At 31.9% G+C, this 21,847-nt stretch carries 20 protein-coding genes; 5 read left to right on the plus strand and 15 right to left on the minus strand.

The features are described 5' to 3' along the window. The first annotated feature begins 22 nt into the window (after positions 1–22). Positions 23–1,021: a UDP-3-O-(3-hydroxymyristoyl)glucosamine N-acyltransferase gene (gene lpxD, locus BM053_RS10770; protein ID WP_091477296.1), complete on the plus strand. Its 999-nt coding sequence runs from the start codon at positions 23–25 to the stop codon at positions 1,019–1,021. A gap of 68 nt (positions 1,022–1,089) precedes the next feature. Here the strand turns inward: lpxD and purL are convergent, their stop codons facing one another. From purL to BM053_RS10835, 13 genes are all read right to left on the minus strand, one after another. Continuing rightward, entirely contained in the window at positions 1,090–4,749 is a 3,660-nt protein-coding gene (gene purL, locus BM053_RS10775; RefSeq protein WP_091477298.1) for a phosphoribosylformylglycinamidine synthase, read from the minus strand. A gap of 100 nt (positions 4,750–4,849) precedes the next feature. Then, positions 4,850–6,691: an endonuclease gene (locus tag BM053_RS10780; protein ID WP_244148522.1), complete on the minus strand. Its 1,842-nt coding sequence runs from the start codon at positions 6,689–6,691 to the stop codon at positions 4,850–4,852. Between the two features lie 178 nt (positions 6,692–6,869). Continuing rightward, entirely contained in the window at positions 6,870–7,961 is a 1,092-nt protein-coding gene (locus BM053_RS10785) for an endonuclease (RefSeq protein WP_091477302.1), read from the minus strand. A gap of 138 nt (positions 7,962–8,099) precedes the next feature. Then, positions 8,100–9,314, minus strand: a complete 1,215-nt coding sequence (locus tag BM053_RS10790) for an RsmB/NOP family class I SAM-dependent RNA methyltransferase (protein ID WP_091477679.1) — start codon at positions 9,312–9,314, stop codon at positions 8,100–8,102. Between the two features lie 107 nt (positions 9,315–9,421). Continuing rightward, complete coding sequence (locus tag BM053_RS10795) at positions 9,422–10,057, minus strand: hypothetical protein (protein ID WP_091477304.1); 636 nt, start codon at positions 10,055–10,057, stop codon at positions 9,422–9,424. A 3-nt stretch (positions 10,058–10,060) separates the two neighbouring features. Further along, positions 10,061–11,095 carry an ATP-grasp domain-containing protein gene (locus BM053_RS10800; protein WP_091477306.1) on the minus strand — a complete coding sequence of 345 codons (1,035 nt, stop codon included), beginning with the start codon at positions 11,093–11,095 and terminating at the stop codon, positions 10,061–10,063. Beyond that, the gene (locus tag BM053_RS10805; RefSeq protein ID WP_091477307.1) at positions 11,095–11,805 is read right to left on the minus strand and encodes an NRDE family protein; all 711 of its coding nucleotides are present in this window, start codon (positions 11,803–11,805) and stop codon (positions 11,095–11,097) included. The genes BM053_RS10800 and BM053_RS10805 overlap by 1 nt, the downstream gene beginning before the upstream one ends. Then, the gene (locus BM053_RS10810; protein WP_091477309.1) at positions 11,793–12,281 is read right to left on the minus strand and encodes a hypothetical protein; all 489 of its coding nucleotides are present in this window, start codon (positions 12,279–12,281) and stop codon (positions 11,793–11,795) included. Before BM053_RS10810 ends, BM053_RS10805 begins: the two co-directional genes overlap by 13 nt. 3 nt (positions 12,282–12,284) lie before the next feature. Then, a complete protein-coding gene (locus BM053_RS10815; protein WP_091477310.1) occupies positions 12,285–12,884 on the minus strand; it encodes a peroxiredoxin-like family protein in 600 nt (199 codons plus the stop codon). 70 nt (positions 12,885–12,954) lie between these two features. Further along, positions 12,955–13,632, minus strand: a complete 678-nt coding sequence (locus BM053_RS10820; RefSeq protein WP_091477312.1) for a Crp/Fnr family transcriptional regulator — start codon at positions 13,630–13,632, stop codon at positions 12,955–12,957. 44 nt (positions 13,633–13,676) lie between these two features. Beyond that, positions 13,677–15,083, minus strand: coding sequence for a hypothetical protein (locus BM053_RS10825; protein WP_091477315.1), 1,407 nt, complete (start codon positions 15,081–15,083; stop codon positions 13,677–13,679). Positions 15,084–15,093: 10 nt separating this feature from the next. Next, positions 15,094–16,020, minus strand: coding sequence for a hypothetical protein (locus tag BM053_RS10830; protein WP_091477316.1), 927 nt, complete (start codon positions 16,018–16,020; stop codon positions 15,094–15,096). A gap of 18 nt (positions 16,021–16,038) precedes the next feature. Beyond that, a complete protein-coding gene (locus BM053_RS10835) occupies positions 16,039–16,464 on the minus strand; it encodes a DM13 domain-containing protein (protein WP_167357345.1) in 426 nt (141 codons plus the stop codon). Positions 16,465–16,704: 240 nt separating this feature from the next. Here BM053_RS10835 and lpdA point away from each other — a divergent pair, with 240 nt between their 5' ends. The 3 genes from lpdA (at position 16,705) to BM053_RS10850 (ending at position 19,136) form a co-directional block, all read left to right on the plus strand. Further along, entirely contained in the window at positions 16,705–18,093 is a 1,389-nt protein-coding gene (gene lpdA, locus BM053_RS10840) for a dihydrolipoyl dehydrogenase (RefSeq protein ID WP_091477318.1), read from the plus strand. 251 nt (positions 18,094–18,344) lie between these two features. Beyond that, entirely contained in the window at positions 18,345–18,761 is a 417-nt protein-coding gene (locus BM053_RS10845; protein WP_091477320.1) for a hypothetical protein, read from the plus strand. An 87-nt stretch (positions 18,762–18,848) separates the two neighbouring features. After that, complete coding sequence (locus tag BM053_RS10850; RefSeq protein ID WP_244148523.1) at positions 18,849–19,136, plus strand: GlsB/YeaQ/YmgE family stress response membrane protein; 288 nt, start codon at positions 18,849–18,851, stop codon at positions 19,134–19,136. Positions 19,137–19,171: 35 nt separating this feature from the next. Here the strand turns inward: BM053_RS10850 and BM053_RS10855 are convergent, their stop codons facing one another. Both BM053_RS10855 and BM053_RS10860 read right to left on the minus strand, forming a co-directional pair. Continuing rightward, positions 19,172–20,068 (minus strand): glycerophosphodiester phosphodiesterase family protein, encoded by an 897-nt coding sequence (locus BM053_RS10855; protein WP_091477324.1) that lies wholly within the window; start codon positions 20,066–20,068, stop codon positions 19,172–19,174. A gap of 1 nt (position 20,069) precedes the next feature. Further along, entirely contained in the window at positions 20,070–21,197 is a 1,128-nt protein-coding gene (locus tag BM053_RS10860) for a cysteine desulfurase family protein (RefSeq protein WP_091477326.1), read from the minus strand. A gap of 66 nt (positions 21,198–21,263) precedes the next feature. Here BM053_RS10860 and BM053_RS10865 point away from each other — a divergent pair, with 66 nt between their 5' ends. After that, positions 21,264–21,758: a metallophosphoesterase family protein gene (locus BM053_RS10865; RefSeq protein ID WP_091477328.1), complete on the plus strand. Its 495-nt coding sequence runs from the start codon at positions 21,264–21,266 to the stop codon at positions 21,756–21,758. The last annotated feature ends 89 nt before the right edge of the window (positions 21,759–21,847 follow it).

Below are 21,847 nucleotides of genomic sequence, written 5' to 3' on the forward strand. Positions count from 1 at the left end.
AATCAAAATCCAACCAAACTATATGAAAACCTATTCAATATTAGAAATAAACGAAATCCTAAAAGGTGAAATCTCAGGAAATACAACACATAATATTACAGCTCCAGAACAACTGGAATTAGCCAAAGAAACAGAGATTTCATTCATTGGTCATAAAAAATATGAAAAATTTTGGGAAGCATCAAAAGCTTGTGCAGCAATTGTAAATGAAGATATTTCTATTGAACCTGGAGAAAACAGAGTTTTTATAAAAGTAAAAAATGCCGATTTGGCGATGTCGCAAGTCTTAGCCCTTTTTGCGCCACCAACGCCTGTTTTTAGAACAGCAATTCACCCAACATCAATTATCGATGAAACCGCAATTATTGGAGAAGGAACAAAAATTGGAGCAGGAAGTTATGTTGGTCCAGATGTAAAAATTGGAAAAAATGTGACTATTTATCCTAATGTGACCATTCTTGATGAATGTACGATTGGGAACAACACCATTATTTGGTCAGGAACAGTTATTAGAGAAAGATGTCATATAGGAAGCGATTGTATCCTTCATCCAAATGCAACTATTGGTGCGGATGGTTTTGGTTTTCGTCCAGATCCGGAAAAAGGATTGGTTAAAATCCCACAAATTGGAAATGTTATTATTGGGAATAATGTAGAAATTGGAGCCAATTCTTCAGTCGATAGAGGAAAATTTAGTTCGACGATTTTAGGAGATGGTTGCAAAATAGATAACTTAGTTCAAATAGGTCATAATAGTAAATTAGGGAAATTTTGTATTATGGCGGGTAACTCCGGTTTAGCAGGTTCTGTAACTTTAGGAAACGGAGTTATTATTGGAGGAAGCGCTTCGATAAAAGACCATTTAACATTAGGTGATGGCGCCATGGTTGGTGCGGGTTCTGGCGTTGCCGCTGATGTTCCTGCAGGAAAAGTAGTTTTAGGTTATCCCGCTGTCGAAGCCAGAGATGCACTAAAACAATGGGCCATTTTGAAGAGATTGGCCAGAGATTCTTCGAAATAATTTTTTAATAAAACAACAAAAAACTCATAAGTAATTATGAGTTTTTTGTTTAAAAATATTTTGAATATTTAGATTTTATCAATCCATTTTTTTGCATTTACAAAGGCTTCATGCCAAGGAGAAACTTCGTCTTTTTTGTTGGTTGGATAATTAGCCCAATTCCAAGGAAAAGTAGAACGTTCTATATGTGGCATCATCACTAAATGACGACCAGTCGTGTCACACATCATAGCTGTATTGTAATCGGAACCATTAGGATTAGCTGGATAGTTTTCGTAACCATATTTTCCTACAATGTTATAATTTTCTTCTGCTTCTGGTAAATTAAATTTACCTTCTCCGTGAGAAACCCAAACACCAAGAGTAGCACCTTCTAAAGTAGAAAGCATCACCGAATTGTTTTTTTGCACGGTTACCGATGTAAAAATACTTTCGTGTTTGTGACTTTCGTTATGCAACATTTTTCCGTGCACTTTATGCTCTGGATTAACGAGTTCTAATTCCATAAACAACTGACAACCGTTACAAATTCCAACAGAAAGTGTATCTTCTCGTTTGAAGAAGTTTTTTAATGCTGTATTTGCTTTTTCATTGTATAAAAAGGCTCCAGCCCAACCTTTCGCTGAACCTAAAACATCAGAATTCGAGAATCCACCGACAGCTCCAATAAACTGAATATCTTCTAACGTTTCACGACCAGAAATTAAATCGGTCATGTGAACATCTTTTACATCAAAACCTGCTAAATACATTGCATTTGCCATTTCACGTTCAGAATTACTTCCTTTCTCACGAATAATTGCTGCTTTCGGACGTGGTTTTGAATTGTCGATAACTGGTGCTTTTCCGTCAAAATGACTTGGGAAAGTATAAGTAAGCGGTTGGTTTTTATAGTTGGTATAACGTGCTAAAGCTGTTCCGTTTTTCGATTGTTTTGAGTCTAAAAGGAATGATGTTTTGTACCAAGTATCTCTTAATTCAGTAATATTGAAATTGAAATTATCATTGAAATTTGTTATTGAAATTCTATTTCCTTCGACTACTTTTCCAATATTGAAAATTTCGATATTGTTTTGAGCAAAAACATTTTCAATCGAAGCGTCAGCTTGGAAAACTATTGCAATATTTTCGTTGAATAAAGTTTTAACCGAATCATTTTCACCTAAAGAAGTTAAATCGTAAGTAGCTCCTAAATTTACATCGGCAAAAGACATTTCTAATAAAGTGGTGATTAAACCGCCGCTTCCAATGTCGTGTCCAGCTTTAATTTTACGTTCTTTGATTAAATCTTGTAAAATGTTGAATGCTTTTTTGAAATATTCTGAATTTGTAATCGTTGGAATTTCGGTACCAATTTTATTTAAAACCTGAGCAAAAGAACTTCCTCCTAATTTAAAATTATCCTGAGATAAATTAATATAGTAAATGTTTCCGCCGTTTCTTTGAAGAACAGGTTCAACAACTTTAGTAATATTAGTACAGTTTCCTGCTGCCGAAATAATAACCGTTCCAGGCGCAATTACTTCGTCATTTGGATATTTTTGTTTCATCGAAAGCGAATCTTTTCCTGTTGGAATATTGATTCCCAATTCGATAGCAAAGTCTGAACAACTTTTTACAGCCGCATACAAACGAGCATCTTCACCTTCGTTTTTACAAGCCCACATCCAGTTTGCCGAAAGTGAAATTCCGTTTAAACCATCTTTTATCGGAGCCCAAACAATATTTGATAATGCTTCTGCAATGGCAGTTCTTGTTCCTGCAACAGGATCTATCAAAGACGCAATTGGCGAATGACCTAAAGAAGTTGCAATTCCTTCTTTTCCTTGAAAATCCAAGGCCATGACACCACAATTATTCAGTGGTAATTGTAATGGTCCTGCACATTGTTGTTTGGCTACTTTTCCGCCAACGCAACGGTCTACTTTATTGGTTAACCAATCTTTACAAGCTACAGCTTCTAATTGTAAAACTTGTTCTAAATAGGTAGTAATATTTTTTGTTGAATAGTCTAATTCTGAATATTTTCTATCGATTGTTTTATCGGTCATCACCACTTTTGGAGAACTTCCGAAGAAATCTTCCAAAGCATAATCCATTGGTTTTGCACCAGTAGATTTTGATTGAAAAGTAAAACGATGATCGTTAGTAACATCACCAACTTGGTACATTGGCGAACGTTCTCTGTCGGCAATTCTTTGTAAAATATCAATATCTTTTTTACCAATAACCAATCCCATTCTTTCTTGAGATTCGTTACCAATAATTTCTTTGGCAGATAATGTTGGATCTCCAATAGGTAATTTATCTAAATCAATCAAACCTCCTGTTTCTTCTACTAATTCCGAAAGGCAATTTAAATGTCCGCCAGCACCATGATCGTGAATAGAAACAATTGGATTATTATCACTTTCCACCAAACCACGAATGGCATTGGCAGCACGTTTTTGCATTTCTGGGTTAGAACGTTGAATAGCATTTAATTCGATTCCAGTACTAAAAGCACCTGTATCGGCAGAAGAAACTGCTGCTCCTCCCATTCCGATTCTATAATTTTCTCCACCAAGAATAACGATTTTATCACCTTCTTGCGGTTTTTTCTTAATGGCTTGGTCTAATTTTCCGTATCCAATTCCTCCAGCTTGCATAATTACTTTGTCGAAACCGAGTTTACGAGCTTCTTCTTCGTGTTCAAAAGTCAATATTGAACCGGTAATTAAAGGTTGCCCGAATTTGTTACCAAAATCAGATGCTCCGTTAGATGCTTTTATCAAAATATCCATTGGCGTTTGGTACAACCATGGTCTTTCGTTCATCGCATCTTCCCATGGTCTTGTTTCCTCTAATCTTGAATAAGATGTCATATAAACAGCAGTTCCTGCCAATGGTAACGAACCTTGTCCGCCAGCCAATCGGTCACGAATTTCTCCTCCAGAACCAGTTGCAGCTCCGTTAAAAGGTTCAACAGTCGTTGGGAAATTATGTGTTTCTGCTTTTACAGAAATTACAGAATCAAATTCTTTAATTTCATAAAAATCAGGTTTGTCAGCACTTTTTGGTGCAAATTGTTGTACACGAGGTCCTTTTACAAAAGCCACATTGTCTTTGTAAGCAGAAACAATCCCGTTTGGATTTTCCGAAGATGTTTTTTTGATTAATTTGAATAGGGAAGTAGGCATTTCTTCACCATCAATAACAAAAGTTCCGTTGAATATTTTATGACGACAGTGTTCAGAATTGGCTTGTGAAAAGGCAAAAACTTCCGAATCGGTTAGTTTTCGTCCTAATTTTGTTGCCAAATTATCTAAATAAGCTACTTCTTCTTGACTTAATGCTAAACCTTCCTGTTTGTTGTAAGCTGCAATATCATCAATATCCAAAATAGGTTCAGGTTGAATATTGATAGTATAAATTTCTTGATTTAGTTCGGAATACTTTTGCGAAAGCATCGGGTCAAAATCATTAAAATCAGCTGCAATTTTTTCAAATTCTTCGATTCTGATGATTCCTGAAATTCCCATATTTTGAGTAATTTCGACTGCATTTGTACTCCAAGGCGTAATCATGGCGGCACGAGGACCAACAAAAAAATCCGACAAGGCGGATTTTTCTATTTTATGTGCGCTACTAAAAAGCCAGTTTAATTTATTGATATCTTCTGTAGATAGTTCGTTTTGCGACTGAACTGCAAAAACCGTGTTGGTTTGGTTTCCGAAGAAATGAATCATTGTGTGTGTATTTGTGTGTTGTTGTTTGAAAGTGCAAATTTAATGATTTCTAATTAAATTATAGCATAAAAAAAAGCGACATTTCTGTCGCTTCTTTATTTTAGTTAATTATCATTTTTTTAGTTATCGATTCGTTGCCTTTTGCTACTTTGATTAAATAAATTCCTTTTTGAAGGTTAGAAACAGATACCGTTGAATTTGTATTTTCTTTTTCAAATACTTTTTGACCTATTAATGAATAGATTTCTACAGAGTAGATTTCGTTTGAATCACTAAAATTGATATTAAAATTTCCTTTTGATGGATTTGGGTAAATATTGAAATCGTTTCTGCTTAACGTAGTTTCTTTTATTTCGCTTGCGTTTCCCATTTTGTTACCAAAACCAGTACAAGTGTCCATTGCTAAGACATCCCAATCAGTTGTTATATTAAAAGTTGCTTTTGGAACAGTAGCTGTTGTTTTTCTCCTTAAAGTTTGATCTATTGCGAAATTTGCGGTACCGCCATTGAAAGTTCCAATAACATCAATCAGAACGCCATTTTTAAACAATCCAATAGCATCATTTCCGTTGAAAGTCATATCTGTAGAAGTGGTAGATAAATTTGCAGTTGTTGTCGCATAACAAGCAGAAGAAATTAAACTGTTTACAATTACATATTTTCCGTTGTTTGAAATTGTTCCTGAAAGTGTTATTCCTGTACTCCAAGCACCAGCTCCATTGCTTTGTTTTTTAATAACATAACCTGTCAAACTTTTTGAAGCTCCTGTTGCATTTGCAATTTCTAAAGCTTTATTGTTAGAGGAACCTTCTAGATATTCAGAAAAATATAATTCAGTAACGCTAGATGTTGGAGCTGTTGTAGTTGTATTTATAGTTGTACTATTTGCCGATAAATTGCCTGCGGCATCTTTTGCTTTTACATAAAATGAATAAGCTGTTCCAGATGTAAGAGCAGTTATAGAAGCTGATGTCGAAGTTACTGAAGTTTTAAAAACACCATTCGTATAAACATCATAACCTGTAACCCTAACATTATCAGTAGATGCAGCCCAAGATAAACTTAATGAAGTTGTTGTAATTGATGAAGCAACTAAATTCGCAGGAACTGTTGGCGCTTGAGTATCTGAAGCTGGTACACCACCTCCCCAAATCATATTCACATATTCTGGATGATCTATATATGGGTTTCTATTTCCTTGACGCGCATAAATAGCATTGTTGCGAGCAATTTCTCTAGCACTAACGGGATCATTTGCGTGCCAAGTTTTAAGCATGTTTAAAAAAGCAGTGGTAAAAACCTGATTACTCGTTCCGTTAAACATTTCAAAAGAATAAGTTGCCACAGAATTTTCGTAACGAGTAGCAAAATAAAAATACATTCTTGCAATATCTCCTTTAAACTCATTAATTGGTTCAAAAACAGTCCCTGTATATCCAGAAACTGCACTTGTGCCTAATTTGCCTCCATTTCTAGTTGTTGTAGAAGCGGTTGCAACATTTCCGTGAGGATAATCAGAACGTAAACCATTTACTTTTCCATCAGTAGGAGGAATGTGGTGCGCATCTGAAACCATAGGAGCTACAGCATTAAAAGACGATTGCGGAACAATATGTTCTCTATTATAACAGTTTCCTTCAACGCTATAAGTACCGCATTGATTTGTATTTAAAGTAAATTTGTAAGGATCTACCCCTGTTGGATTTTCTGAATAAATATCGATGATGGAGTTGTCATTTTCGTATTGATTGTCTCTGTCTGAAGTGGCATAAGTTGTCCATAGTCCTGCATAACCTTTATCAGTATGTGCTTTAATCTTGTTATATAATTGTGTTTTTAGGGTGTAACCTGTTCCTGTTGCAGTGCTGTAATAACCAGTAGGAATTTGGGCAAAGGCAAATGCAGAAAACATCAATGTGAGTAATTGTAGTCTTATTTTCATGTAATTATTGTTTGTTAGTATTTTTTGGTTAAAATTTAAAACTCTGCAAAAATATTTATAAACGAAAGAACTAATGTGTAATCAATATTAACGAAAGGTTATCTTATTTCGTTATTGATACTTAATTAATTACAATAAAAATAGCCATAAAAAAAGCGGCAAATTTGCCGCTTTTTAATTAGTTAATAACAATCTTTTTAACAATTGATTTATTATCTGAACTTAATTTTAGGAAATAAAATCCGTGAGGTAAATTTTCTAAAGTGTATTTATTTTGATTTCTAACAGGATTAGAAATTTGTTGCATTATTTGTCCGTTTACACTAATTAACTGAATTTCGTCTAACTCATTTTCAGTTTCAATATTTACTGTTTGATCATTTGTTGGATTAGGATAAACATTTATATCAGCAATAAGTTCGAAAGAGTTAGTACTTAATGCACAAGCCGCATTCCATATTAAACAAACGTATTCTGGGTGGTCTATATAAGGATTTCGGTTGTTTTGTCTAGCATAAATAGCATTATTTCTAGTTGTTTCAAATTGACTTACAGGATCATTGGTATGCCATGTTATTAACATATTCAAAAATGCAGGAGTGAAAACTTGATTACTGGTATTATTGAACATTTCATATGAGTAACCTGATACTGTATTTTCATATCTCGTTGCAAAATAAAAATACATACGGGCTATGTCTCCTTTAAAAGCACTATTTGGCTCAAAAATATTTCCAACATACCCAGAAATTGCACTTGTTCCTAATTTACCACCGTTGTTTGATGTCCATGAAGTTGTAGCAACAGTTCCGTGAGGAAAATCTGCTCTGACTGCGTTAACTCTTTTATCAGCTGGAGGTATAAAATGCGCATCATTTCTCATAGGAGAGGCTTGACTGAAAATGGATTGAGGTATAATATGCTCCCTGTTGTAAAATTCACATTCACTACCGCCACCACTACCAGTATCTTGATCAGTAGCATAAATGTAATTACACTCACCTATACTCCCTGTGGGGTTTTCAGTATAAATGTCATAAATGGTATTGTCGTTTTCATAACCAGTACCTGTAAAGACATCTCTATCAGAAGTTTGATATGTTGTCCACAGCCCACCATACCCTAAGTCTGTATGACCATTAATTATATTGTACAATTGTGTTTTTAAAGTATAACCAGTTCCGGTAGCGGTGCTGTAATAACCTGCAGGAATTTGCGCAAAGCCTATTGATGCAATAAGAATTGCAATAAGTGAGTAGATTTTTTTCATAGTAATGGTATTAAATTACGTATATTATTTTTTTGAGTTTTGGGGACACAAATCTACGCTATATTTTAATTATAAATTAGCGTTTTAATAAAAAATAAAGGATTATTTAACTTTTTTTGAAATAAATTATGATTGTTGTTAAGCTTTTCTTTCTAAAAGTGCCATATAAAACCCATCAAAACCGGACTCTGAGGCAAGAATTTTTCTGTCTTCAATAAAGGTAAAACTTTTTCCAGTTTCGGTGGTTAAAAATTTTGCTATTTGTTCTTGATTTTCAGATGGCAAGATAGAACAAGTGGCGTAAACTAGTTTTCCTCCTGGTTTTACAATTCTTGAATAACTTTCTAGCACTTCGGCTTGTATTTTTTTGATGTTTTCGATGAATTCTGGTTGTAATTTCCATTTTGCATCTGGATTACGTTTTAGAACACCCAATCCGCTACAAGGAGCGTCAATAAGAACTCTATCGGCTTTTTCAGCTAGTTTCTTAATAACTTTTGTAGAATCGATAATTTTATATTCGATATTAAAGGCGCCATTACGTTTGGCACGAAGTTTCAATTGTTTTAATTTGCTTTCGTATAAATCCATTGCGATAAGTTGTCCTTTGTTTTCCATTAAGGAAGCCAAATGCAAGGTTTTTCCACCAGCACCAGCACAAGTATCAACAACTCTCATACCTGGTTTTACATCAAGAAAAGCAGCTACTAATTGAGAATTAGCGTCTTGAACTTCGAATAATCCTTGTTTGAAAGCGTCTGTTAAAAATACATTAGCTCTTTCTTTTAGTACTAAAGCGTCTGGTTGGTCTTTTAATATATCGGTATCAATATTCAAATCCATCAAAATAGCACGCAATTTTTCGCGGGTTGTGTTTAATGTATTTGTTCTTAGTATAACTTTTGCAGGTTGGTTTTGGGCAGCAATTTCGGTAGCCCAAACTTTTTCTCCTAGTTCTTTTACACCCAATTCATCTATCCAATCAGGAATAGATTCTTTGATGGCTCTGGTTTTAGATAATTCGTCGAAACGTCCTTTTATTTTACGCTCAGGCGTTCCTTCTAATTGTCTCCAATCGGGAATTGGATAGCCACGCATAACAGCCCAAGAGGCAAACATTCTCCAGATATTATCTCTATCAAAAGGTTCTTTAACTTCGGCAATTTCTGAATACAAACGCTTCCAACGTACAATTTCGTAGATAGTTTCGGCAACAAACTTACGGTCTGAACTTCCCCAACGTTTGTCTTTTTTTAAGGCACGTGCTACTACTTTGTCTGCATATTCTCCTTCGTTGAAAATTGCGTTTAATGAATCTATTGTGGTGTAAACTAAATTTCTATGTAATCTCATTTTTGTAAAATTGAGGTGCAAAGGTACAATATAATAGTCGAAAGTCATAAAGTCGAAAGTCGAAAGTCTTAAAGCAGTACAAAACGTCTTTAAAAAACAAAATTATATTATGATTTTCTGGTTTTTAACAACTGAAATAATTGAAAAATTGCCAATCCGAAAAAGATAATCCAAATATTATTTGATATAAAATTATCAGAAATAATTCCTTGATTGGTGATTTTTTTAAGACCTAAAACCAATAGTAACATACCAAAAAATGTTCCTATTATTGTTCCTAGAATATAAATAAATCCTATGTTTTTATCAGAAGAAATATAATTTTCGTTAACCAAAAAAATATTCCAACTAAACCAAAACGGTATTTGTGCAAAATTTAAAGAGCTCAATATTAGCCCAATAATAAAAGGCGGATACATTAAAAAAGTTACTGCATGATTATTGTTTTCAATCTTTTTATATTCTGAGGGATAAAAATATATTGCTATAAAAATTAAAAAAACAATTGAAAATATTGAAATATATTTTTTAAGCTTAGGATTTAAAAGTAGTTTGTTAGCAAAATAAAAAGTACTAGAAATTACGATTGCTTCAATAATTACAACACCAAATAAGTAATATAGTAATTGGGTGAAATTTGATTTATTATAAATTTCGAAACCAATAAAATTTAAATAACCAAGCGGAATCGAACCCACGAAACTTACTAAAAATCCGACTATAAAATTTTTTAAATATTTCACAATTTAGAAATTACATATTTTTTTGTTCTGTTCTAAATGTAATCGATATTGATACATCCCTTGTTTATTTGTCAGAAACGGAATGCCTTTTTTATTGTTTTCAATACTTATTTTGTACATATAAGTGATGTGTCGTGCCAATTCTTTCCAAGCAAAAAAGATAGAATGTTTGGGATCATAAATGTGAGTTGGTTCGCTCGCAGCACCATTTATTTCGACCACTTGAAAGTTTTTACCTGTTTCTAATTCTGCTATCGAATTGTACATAATATCTAATCGACCAAAATAAAAACCATCTATTTGCAAACACATTTCGTTTATCACATCGGTCAATTTATCTGAAATTAAATAACTAGCATCAACAAATTTTGAACCACGACAATGATTTCCAAAAGGGACTAAATTTAATTTTTCTTCTTTGGGCAATACTTCATTTAATTTGTTTTTATATTCTTTTTCTAGAGTAGTTAACTGCATTTCAAACCTTGGGTTTTGCTTTATTAACTCTTTGATTGTCGATTTTCCGTCGCCTGTAACAATTAGAAATTCTTTGGCAACAATTCCTGTAATTTTTCCTTTTTCTTGGTTGGGAAAGCGAACATAAAAAATACCAACTTCGTTAGGAAAAGGTATTAAATCTTGAACTAAGTAATCGAAATTTGCATGGTTGTTATAGTTTTCTAATTCAGCAACAGATTTTATTTTTTTTACTGCCGAACCACGCAAACCAATATCTGGTTTTACGATGAATGGAAAAGAAATATTTGAATTTTCTTTTGCAATTAAAACTTCTTCAAAAGCAGTTTTTTCTTTGATAAATTCCGTTTTTGGGTAATATTTTTGCGGAATTAAATCATAAATTTCCTTTTTACTTTCCATAAAGAAACCGCCATTTCGCATCGTTGGATTTGAGGTGTTAAAAAAGAAAATGGTCTTGGTTCGCAAAGCATAAAATGCCCACAAAAAATTGATTGGAAAATAGACAATTTCCGAAGGCCAATATTCCCAATTGGTCAATTTATGAAAAAATAATCGCATTAAATTACTATAAATGAATTAGTGAATTCCTGATTTTCTATCAAGTCGTAATGAGTTAAGGAAACTTTATTTTTTTCGATAACAGTTTGTGTGATGCTTAATGTTTTTAGCAAATTATTACGATTTATGACCAATCCGTTTTCTTGATTATTATCTTCGGTATTTTTATGAAAATGCAACATATCTAATTCCGAAACTATATTTTTTGGTTCTAAAAAATCATAAAACCATTGTTTTCTTTGCTCACGAATGGCTAATGGATACAAGGTTGATGACGACCAAATATGATTTTTTGTTGTATCTAATTTGGTAATTTCTTTCTCTAATTCATTCCATTGTAATTGATATAATTTTTGGTTTTCAAAAACAACCAATGTAAATGGTTCTATATTGTCTAGATCTATTTTTTGCCAAGATAAAATTACAGATTCCGAACTAATTAAATCTAAAACTATCAATCCGCGACTTTTCCTGTAACTAGATTTTAGTTCGTGTTTTTCTTTGGCACCGTTTAGTAAAACAACAATATGTGCCTTATCATCTACTGCATACCAAGTACCACCAGCTTTTTGGTCTTTTGGGAAAAATATTTTTTTTTCATTAATTAAATGAATCTTAGGTTCAATAGCTTTCTCTCGGGCGACTTTTTCATCTCTATTTGAAGTAATGATATATTTGTCATTACTGTTTACAAAACTTACTGTGCACATTGTTTTTTGTATTCGATAGTTGATGGTGCAATTCCAAAATTTTCGGTAACTTGTATGTCTTCTAATTGAAAAACAGCCACTTTTATAAGTGCTTGATGGTGTATACAATGTTCTAAGTTGTATAATAATTCTCTGAAATAATTGGTTTCTATTGATGTATAAGTTTCAAAAAGCAACTGTTTTAACACTATACTTTTATTTTCTCTTTCGATAGATTTGAGAATATCATCTATCGATTGAATAGCAAAATTGGTATCTGTTTGAATTAAATTCTTTCTTTGTCTATCATCATAATTCAATAAACCTGATTCGTAAGAGTTTAGCAAACATTGAAACATTTCGATAATATGTCTGGTATGTTCTCCGATAGACGAGTTACCCAAATACAAGATTGGCAACGCAAAATCATCGTTAGATAATTGATTTAATAAGTCCTTTAATTCTTCTAAAGTATGTCTTACAGCAATAAAATTCATAGTTTATTTTTTAAGTACAGCCGCAACAGCAAGTAGCAATTCGTTAGAAATTCTTGTTTTATAATCTGGACTGATATATTCGAACTCGATTTCGCTTTTTTCATCTATGATAAATAACGAAGGAACGGGAAGAAAATCATTTTTTACGCCGTGTATAGCTGTTTTTATTTTCTTTTTTAAACCATTAGGTACTCCATAACTTATTCCTAATGCTTTTATAAAATCGCCTTTACTGTCTGACAATAAAGTATAATTTAGTTTGTCTTTTGTAATAGTTTCTCTCAATGATTCGGGAGAATCTGGACTTATAGCAACAATCTGATACCCCATTTCGATTAGTTTTTCTTCGACTTCGCCCAAAGCACTTAAATGTAAATTGCAGTAAGGACACCAGCCACCACGATATATTGCCAGGATTGTTTTTTTAGATTTTGTTATATCATCAAAATTTATATTTTTTCCGTCGATGCTTTGAAGCGTTATTGACGGAATTTTTTCACCAATAAGCAACGGAGAAATTTCTGTTGCTAATTTTGGCAAATTAGTTTGGGCGTTTGCAAAAAGCCCTAAAAAAAGCGAAATAATATAAATTAGATTTTTCATGATTTTTTCTTGTAAAACTATTAATAGATAAACGCATTTTTTGTCAGTTATTTTACATTCTGATAAAAGTTTATAATTTTCCTAAATTAGGAATTATTATTTCCTTACGATTATATTGTATTATCCCATCATCTACAAATCCATTAAGCAGTGTTGTGGCAGTTTGTCTCGAGGTACAAATTATTTGCGCTATATCATTTTGGGTCAAATAATTTTCGATAATTACTTTTTCATTATCAAAAATGCCTTCTTTTTCTGCCCATTCTTTCAGGAAAGTAACTAATCTTGTTTTGGCATCTTTGGAAACTAAATTGGTATAATTATTTCTTAGTCGTTTCATTTTTAAACCCACAAATTTTGTGTAACCCAAAGCTAACTGAGGATTTTGGAGCATTAAATCTTCAAAATCAGACAGTAAAAAACTACAAATTGAAACTTCTTCAGTTAGTACTTTTGCATATTCGTTTACTTGAATGTCACTATCTAAAGAAAGTTCTCCAAACATATCTCCTTTCTGGATAATGTCTTTAATGGTTTCGATACCATCTTCATCTAAAGAGACAATTTTTATACTTCCTGTTTTCAAAAGAAAAATTCTTGGTAAATCGGAATCTGAAAAATATATTATTTCTCCTTTTTTAGCTTTTTTAAAACCTGAAATAATACATAACTGCTTTGTTTGTTCGGAACTTAATGTTTTAAATAGCTTATGATCACGCAGATACCAATATTTTAATTCGTCGTACATTTTATAATTTTTTTATTCTTTAAATATAAACTATTTATGAAAAACTATTCTTTAAAAAATAAAATTTTAAAATAACCAACATTATCTGTTTCTAACAACCAAATTCCGTTTTTAGCGTAAAAAGTCTTAAAAAATAATTTCTGATTGTTTTGAATACTACTCAGATAATTTGAAAATACTAAATTATTTTCTTGAGCAATTAATCCTTCCGTATCTAATGCTTTCTTCTCGTAACCAATATTATTAAAATAAGAATTAACTAATTTTCCGTTGCTAATTGCTTTGTTTTCGGTAGAAACATTAAAACCTATTTTATTAAATTTTATAACATTTCCAGTTATTTTATCAATAAATGAATATTGAATATATCCTTTCTTTTCTGATGGAGAAGTTATAGAAAGCAATAATTTTTCGTTTCTAAGTGTTAAACTCAACTTTAAGTTTGTTATATTTTGTTTGGTATTAAAATCATCTTTATCATTTATTGTTTGAACAGATTCCCAGATTTTATTCCCAGATTTATCAAATTTAAAAACATAAAAACCCAATGGTTCATTTGTAATATTACTCGAACTTTTTGCATTTTTGCCGAACAAACCGTACACATATACTTCCTCCGTTTTCTGGTCTATTACAAAATTATTAATCGTTAAATCACTTACAAAAGTATCTCCAGACTGCGGATTTGTATAAATATAGCCACCACCATTGTTACAATATATTAGGTTTTTGTATTGAAAATCGACTTTATAAGCAAAATCATTTAAAATTACACCACCATAACTATATATTGTGCGGTATAATGTTGCCGATTTGTAATCTTTAGCTATAGATTTTGTGATGAGTCCAAAATTATATTCATTTACACGAATGCCAAATGACAAATCATTGTATTTTGCAAAATTATCACCTATAATTCTAGTTAAATCTGGTTTTTTCATAGAAAATTTTTCATTTTCTCGAGTAACAATATCAGTAACGCTTAATGATAATTGGTCTTTTTCAAAATTGATATTTCCTTTATTATCTTGATTTAAAATGCTAAACTCGTAATCATCATTAAAATATTGAAAATTTTCGTTCATTTTAAAAAATGGAGAGGATTTTCCATTTATTACCAACTTAAACTGATCTGTTTTTTCTTGTGTTTTAGAAGTTTCCGAAACTATGAAAGCATTTTCGGTTGGCGAAAAAATACAGTTTGTTAATGCTTCATTTTCGATTAATTTTTCGAAAAAACCATCATTATCAAAACTATAAATATTTTTAATAATTTTATTAGTCGATGATGCTACATAATTCCCTTTTTGTATAACCAACCTGTTTTTATTAGGCAAAAAATTATAACCTACGGGAAAATTATTATCCTTAAATTTTTCTTCGACCACAATAGTTTGAGAATTTACTAAACTTGTAAACAATAAGAGCGAAACAATAATATTATTTTTCATACTCATTTACTTAAAAATTAACTTTATAACTCAACCCCAGTGTTAGTCCTCTGGTAAGCCCATCGGGACGTTCTTTTCTAACAACAAATGGCGATGCAAGCGAAGTTTCTAAATAACTTTTTTTGTTTAGTTTATAAGATACAATTAAGTTTCCGTTTATCGTAAGCCCATCAGAACCTACGATTGTTTCACGTTGTCCGAAAATATTCTCGAAACTATCCTCACCTAAATGATAAATAAATAATAAATTTGGCTTGAAAGTAAATTTCTCATTAGTTGTTTTTAGTCTGTATGTTGTTCTGAATAAAACATCCGATTTTCTTTCAAATAAATTAGTTGTGGCAAATTTATCAGTAATCAAAGAATTACTTATATAAGAGTTTTTATTATCGGATAAAGGGATTTGTACTGCGGTATTAAAATCCCATTTTTTGTATGTAAGACTCACACCACCAATAAAATCGAAGGTTCCCAAACTGGCTTGGTAAGCCATTGGCAGAGAAACATTATTTATTTTGTCGTTTGCGCCTGTTAGAGGAATCTTAACTCCAAATAATAATGACCAAGTTTTAGCACCTTCAAGGTCACTAAATTTATTTTTAAATTTGTAATTTCCGGTCAAGAAAACATCGCCTATATTTCCTCTTGTCCCAAAATCCCCATTAGCAATCGCCGATGTTAGTTTTGCGCTTATTGCAAATTTTTCGGTTACATCTCTTGTGTAAGTTAAATATTGAGAAAATACGGTCACACCTTCTTCGGCAACGCCATATACAACGCCAATATCTACACTGTTTTTCATGTTCTCTTCGTGGCCTTTAAACCCGTTTCCGACCGAACAAAAACCAGCATCGCTACAACCTTGTGCAAAGGAATTAGTAAAACTTACTGAGATAAATAAAAGGAATGCTAAAAATTTTAATTTTCTTGTTTTCATGTTTTGTTTGTTTTGATGTTAGTTATTAGTTAATGGAGCAATGGCAAATAAATGATTATATTGTTGACAGTGAATTAATACATATGGGTATTCAGAAACATTTACACCAGTTGGAATGGTATAAAATGTATTTCCGTTTCCTTTGAAATTTCCTAAATTCACAAAATTAATAGGTGTATTTTCTTTAGATAAATAAACCTTCAAATCTGGTCCGTCAGATATTGTCAGATTTTCTAATTTTAACTTGTATTCATTATTTTCCAGATAAATTTTAGCAAATCCAGAAACAGTTATCCCAGATGTTGGGGAAAATTCTCCTGAATATTTCAGAACAGCAGTATTGCTCGTGGTGTTATTTTCTAAACTTTTTGTTGATAGTTCTCCTTCTTTTTCACACGAAGTGAAAAGAAAAATTCCTAATAAGAAAGCAAATAGATTTTTCATGATTTTAAATTTTAAAATTATTATTGAATTGTTTTTTATAACCTTTCATTTATACTTACGTAATTTTTTGAATAATGGTTTTAAAATAACGCATTAAAAATAAAAAATCCTCTCGTTGCTAATTGTCAGCTACCTTACATTTGTATTGTATTTGTTATACTAAAAAAAGCACGGATTATTTTAGTAGTATTTATAATTTGCTTAATTTCGCTAACTGAAAATTCATTACAAAATTATATTATGAAATACGATATCATTGTTTTAGGAAGTGGTCCTGGAGGTTACGTTACTGCAATTAGAGCTTCTCAATTAGGATTTAAAGTGGCAGTTGTCGAGAAAGAAAATTTGGGTGGAGTTTGTTTAAATTGGGGTTGTATCCCAACTAAAGCCTTACTAAAATCGGCTCAAGTTTTTGATTACCTGAAACACGCTTCGGATTACGGACTAACAGTAAAAGAATTTGATAAAGATTTTGGTGCAGTAGTTTCTAGAAGTAGAAATGTAGCTGGAGATATGAGTAAAGGCGTTCAGTTTTTGATGAAAAAAAACAAAATTGACGTTATAGATGGTTTTGGAAAACTAAAACCAGGTAAAAAATTAGATGTAACTGCTGCTGACGGAAAAGTTACTGAATATAATGCAGATCATATTATTATTGCTACTGGCGCACGTTCTCGTGAGTTACCAAACCTGCCACAAGATGGTGTAAAAGTAATTGGTTACAGACAAGCAATGACTTTGCCTACACAACCAAAATCGATGATTATTGTAGGCTCTGGAGCGATAGGAGTAGAGTTTGCTCATTTTTATAACGCAATGGGAACAGAAGTTACTATTGTTGAATTTATGCCAAACGTTGTTCCTGTTGAAGACGAAGATATTTCGAAACAAATGGAGCGTTCGATGAAAAAAGCAGGTGTAAAAATTATGACATCTTCTTCTGTAGAAAAAATAGATACTTCAGGAAAAGGAGTAAAAGCTTTTGTAAAAACAGCTAAAGGTGAAGAAATAATTGAAGCTGATATTTTGCTTTCGGCAGTTGGAATTAAAACAAATATTGAAAACATAGGTTTAGAAGAGGTAGGGATTTCTACTGATAAAGATAAAATTTTAGTCAATGCATTTTCACAAACTAACATTCCAGGTTATTATGCCATTGGAGATGTAACTCCGGGTCAAGCTTTGGCACACGTTGCTTCTGCTGAAGGAATAAATTGTGTTGAGAAAATTGCAGGATTGCACGTAGATCCAATCGATTACGGAAACGTTCCTGGTTGTACTTATGCAACTCCAGAAATTGCTTCAGTAGGTTTGACAGAAAAACAAGCTAAAGAAAAAGGATACGAATTAAAAATTGGTAAATTTCCATTTTCTGCGTCAGGAAAAGCAAAAGCTTCAGGTACGCCAGATGGTTTTGTAAAAGTTATTTTTGATGCAAAATATGGTGAATGGTTGGGTTGCCACATGATAGGTGCTGGTGTTACCGATATGATAGCTGAGGCAGTTGTAGCACGTAAACTAGAAACAACAGGTCATGAAATCCTAAAAGCGATTCATCCACATCCAACAATGAGTGAAGCAGTTATGGAAGCAGTTGCTGATGCTTATGGTGAAGTGATTCATTTGTAATTTAGATTATTAGAAAGTCATATTTTTAGACTTCTTAGATATAAAACCGTTTTGTGAAAGCAAAGCGGTTTTTTTATCAACTTATGTTAAGTTATTTAATTTCAATATATTACAATAAATAAATTATTTTTTTGTAGCTTTATACAGTATAAATTTAACCTCAAGAATTTTAGTTTTTAACTGATGTTGTTTTAAAAAATAGAGATGACGAAAACTGCTTAGTAAAAAAGTAGGTGCTAAAATTTATAATAATGAAAAAAATTATCTTTATAATAACATTTTTCCTTGTTACAGGAAGGTTATTAAGTCAGGCTGAGACAAGTCCAGAATTTACTAAAGAAGATTACCTACAAAAGAGTAAAAACCAAAATACGATAGGTTGGGTTTTAGTTTCATCAGGAATTGTAATGACAGTTGTTGGTGCAATTGGATTTAGTAATGGTATGGATGATAACGATCAATCTGACTCCGAAACCGATACTTATGGATTTGTAATGCTTGCGGGACCACTTGTAAGCTTAGGAAGTATTCCATTTTTTATTTCTTCTGGAAGAAATTCAAAAAAATCGATAGCTTTAACTTTAAGTAATCAACCCAATTTTGCATCACAACAATATGCTTTTGTGGTAAGACCAGAACCAAGTCTAACTTTTAAAATTGTTTTTTAATAAAATTGATGTTATCAAAAGATTAAAGAAATTAGTACTATCAAAAAAATCATTATATTTGAGTCATAACCTTAAAAAACTAAAATTATGATGACTTACATTTGGTGGGCTGTTTTTGGCCTAATCGCAGGAGGAATTGCAAAATTAATTATGCCAGGAAAAGATCCAGGAGGGTTCTTAGTAACGGCAGTTATAGGAATCGCAGGTTCGATAATTGGAGGAACTGTTGGTAATGCACTTGGTTTCGAAAGTGCAGGAAGTAGTAATCTTTTAAGCATGGGATTGGTTTTTGCCGTTCTTGGAGCTTTATTAGTTTTATTCGTTTGGAAAAAATTTATTGCTCCAAACTTTTTTAAAGATCAAACGCCACAGTAATTCTTATTAAATAGTTATAAAAAAACCCGTAAGATTTATTTTTTCGGGTTTTCTTTTTTATTGATAATTTCAAAATATCTATTCGGATAATCTGAAATTAAACCATCTACTTTTAAATCGATAAGTTTTTGCATATCACTTATTTCATTGACTGTCCAAGGAATTACTCGAATCCTTTTTTTATGCAAAAAAGTAACATTTTCTTTATTTAGTAAAATATAATCTGGACTATAAACATTGGGTTTAAATCCTAGTATTTTTAGGTTTTCTTCTACAGAAAGATTATTCTCTACCAATAACACAGTTTTTATTTTGGTTTTTATTTTGTGTAAATATTGTAATGTTCTTACATCAAAAGACTGTATGTAAACTCGTTTAGAAATTTTTTTATCATCAATAATTTTTAATAATAAATCTACAAATTCCTTTGGTTTTGGATGAAAAATGTCATCGCCTTCAATCTCACTTTTGGTTTCAATGTTGTAGAAAATACTTTTGTTTGGATATTTATTTTTTATATAATTTTCAACACTATCAATCACTTCAGACAAAAGTGGTTTGTAAGTTTTTATTTTTGATTGACTTAAAAACCTTGGATGAATTTTAGAACCACAATCGCAATTTCTAATCTGATCATAATTCATTTTATACAAATTGAAAGACTTTTCGTTAGCTTCTGTAATTTCATTTCCATTTATATCGAAGCAAATTTCGTGTGACAAAAATGGCTCATGCGAGAGTAAAACTTGATTGTCGGCAGAAATAACAACATCGAGTTCGAGCGTTGTAACACCAATATCGATGGCTTTTTTCATGGCTTCGATAGAGTTTTCTGGAAGCAAACCACGACAACCTCGATGTCCTTGAATATCGAAATTTTGTGAAAAACAATTTAATGTAATCAGACATAAAAGGAAATATAACTTTTTCATTTTATAACAATTTCAAGTTTTTTATGAAATAATCAATATCTTCTGTTGTATTATAATGGCTGAACGAAATTCGTAAACTTGGTTTTTTTAAATCTTCCTTCGAGAGAATTTCGGCTAAAACATGCGACGGTTTTACACTTCCTGACTGGCAAGCACTTCCGCGAGAAACAGCAATACCTTTCATATCTAAATTAAACAAAATCATCGAAGTTTTTTCTTCAGAAAAAGGCAAAATAACATTCAATACATTATAAAATGTTTCTTTCGGATTTCCGTTAAATTTCACTTCCGTAAAATGAGATTTTAATTGAGAAATGGTATACTCTTTTAACTCAGTAATATATTTTTCTTCTTCGGATAAATGCAAATAGGATAATTCGAGCGCTTTTGCCATTCCTACAATATTATGTACACTTTCGGTTCCTGCTCGCATTCCTTTTTCTTGTTCTCCGCCCAATAATATGGGATTTAAAACAATTCCTTTTCGGATAAATGCAAAACCAATTCCTTTTGGGCCATGAAATTTATGAGCACTTGCAACAAGAAAATCTATTGGTGTTTCTTGTAAATCGAAGGTTGTTTTTCCAACCGATTGTACCGTATCAGTATGAAAATAAGCTTGGTATTGTTTGCATATTTTGGCAACTCTGTTCAAATTAAGAACAGTTCCAATTTCATTATTTACGTGCATCAAACTCACGAGTGTTTTTCCATCCGTTGAAAGTAAATCCGAAAGATGAACTAAATCTATCTCGCCCGAAGGTAAAATATTTACATAATCGATTCGAATATCATTCAGTTTTTGTAGAATTTGAACTGTATGCAAAACGGCATGATGCTCTATTTTACTTGTAATTATTCGATTTATTTTTAAATCTCTAATACAAGACTGAATAATAAAATTATTTGCTTCGGTGCCGCAAGAAGTAAAAATAATTTCTTGTGCGGAACAATTAAGGTTTTTTGCAATACCTTTTCGAGAAAGCTCAACTAAGTTTTTCGAATGACGACCAAAAGCGTGTGTAGATGACGGATTTCCGTAATCATTCATCAATACTTGAGTCATTTCTGCAATAACTTCCGGTCGAAGTGGCGTAGTCGAGGCGTTGTCTAAATATACTTTTTTCATTGTGACAAATATACTAATTTTAAATTTTTAGTATAGCTTTGTAATCTAGTTTCATAAAATTTCCTTTTGAAAAAAATTCTTTTACTTTCCGATACACACAGTCATATTGACGATACTATTTTAAAATATGTAAATCTTGCCGATGAGGTTTGGCACGCCGGCGATATTGGCGATTTATTGGTTACAGATACTTTGAAAAAGCACAAACCTTTGCGAGCTGTTTTTGGCAATATAGACGACGCAAAAGCAAGGCTAGATTTTCCTTTGCACAATCGTTTTATGTGCGAAGGTGTTGCTGTTTGGATAACGCATATTGGTGGTTATCCTGGAAAATACAATCCTAATATTAGGGAAGAATTACAGCAAAACCCGCCAAAATTATTCATTTGCGGACATTCTCATATACTAAAAGTGCAGTTTGACAAAAAGCTTAACTTATTACACATGAATCCAGGCGCTTGTGGCAAAAGTGGTTTTCATACGGTGAGAACCATGTTGCGGTTTGTGATTGATGGCGATAAAATAAAAGATTTAGAAATTATCGAGTTGGGAAGTAAGTAGTGGCTTCGACTTCGCTCAGCCTGACAAAATATGGTATTATCGAGTTTGGAAGTAAATAATTGTCTATTTTTTAATCTTTAATAAATAAA

Source organism: Flavobacterium swingsii (assembly GCF_900111965.1).
GTDB lineage: Bacteria > Bacteroidota > Bacteroidia > Flavobacteriales > Flavobacteriaceae > Flavobacterium > Flavobacterium swingsii.

What these genes read in the sequence shown, in the direction of transcription:
- lpxD (WP_091477296.1), top strand. Translation starts at nt 23, where the DNA reads ATGAAAACCTATTCAATATTAGAAATAAACGAAATCCTAAAAGGTGAA.
- purL (WP_091477298.1), bottom strand. Translation starts at nt 4,749, where the DNA reads ATGATTCATTTCTTCGGAAACCAAACCAACACGGTTTTTGCAGTTCAG.
- BM053_RS10780 (WP_244148522.1), bottom strand. Translation starts at nt 6,691, where the DNA reads ATGAAAATAAGACTACAATTACTCACATTGATGTTTTCTGCATTTGCC.
- BM053_RS10785 (WP_091477302.1), bottom strand. Translation starts at nt 7,961, where the DNA reads ATGAAAAAAATCTACTCACTTATTGCAATTCTTATTGCATCAATAGGC.
- BM053_RS10790 (WP_091477679.1), bottom strand. Translation starts at nt 9,314, where the DNA reads ATGAGATTACATAGAAATTTAGTTTACACCACAATAGATTCATTAAAC.
- BM053_RS10800 (WP_091477306.1), bottom strand. Translation starts at nt 11,095, where the DNA reads ATGCGATTATTTTTTCATAAATTGACCAATTGGGAATATTGGCCTTCG.
- BM053_RS10805 (WP_091477307.1), bottom strand. Translation starts at nt 11,805, where the DNA reads ATGTGCACAGTAAGTTTTGTAAACAGTAATGACAAATATATCATTACT.
- BM053_RS10810 (WP_091477309.1), bottom strand. Translation starts at nt 12,281, where the DNA reads ATGAATTTTATTGCTGTAAGACATACTTTAGAAGAATTAAAGGACTTA.
- BM053_RS10815 (WP_091477310.1), bottom strand. Translation starts at nt 12,884, where the DNA reads ATGAAAAATCTAATTTATATTATTTCGCTTTTTTTAGGGCTTTTTGCA.
- BM053_RS10820 (WP_091477312.1), bottom strand. Translation starts at nt 13,632, where the DNA reads ATGTACGACGAATTAAAATATTGGTATCTGCGTGATCATAAGCTATTT.
- BM053_RS10825 (WP_091477315.1), bottom strand. Translation starts at nt 15,083, where the DNA reads ATGAAAAATAATATTATTGTTTCGCTCTTATTGTTTACAAGTTTAGTA.
- BM053_RS10830 (WP_091477316.1), bottom strand. Translation starts at nt 16,020, where the DNA reads ATGAAAACAAGAAAATTAAAATTTTTAGCATTCCTTTTATTTATCTCA.
- BM053_RS10835 (WP_167357345.1), bottom strand. Translation starts at nt 16,464, where the DNA reads ATGAAAAATCTATTTGCTTTCTTATTAGGAATTTTTCTTTTCACTTCG.
- lpdA (WP_091477318.1), top strand. Translation starts at nt 16,705, where the DNA reads ATGAAATACGATATCATTGTTTTAGGAAGTGGTCCTGGAGGTTACGTT.
- BM053_RS10845 (WP_091477320.1), top strand. Translation starts at nt 18,345, where the DNA reads ATGAAAAAAATTATCTTTATAATAACATTTTTCCTTGTTACAGGAAGG.
- BM053_RS10850 (WP_244148523.1), top strand. Translation starts at nt 18,849, where the DNA reads ATGATGACTTACATTTGGTGGGCTGTTTTTGGCCTAATCGCAGGAGGA.
- BM053_RS10855 (WP_091477324.1), bottom strand. Translation starts at nt 20,068, where the DNA reads ATGAAAAAGTTATATTTCCTTTTATGTCTGATTACATTAAATTGTTTT.
- BM053_RS10860 (WP_091477326.1), bottom strand. Translation starts at nt 21,197, where the DNA reads ATGAAAAAAGTATATTTAGACAACGCCTCGACTACGCCACTTCGACCG.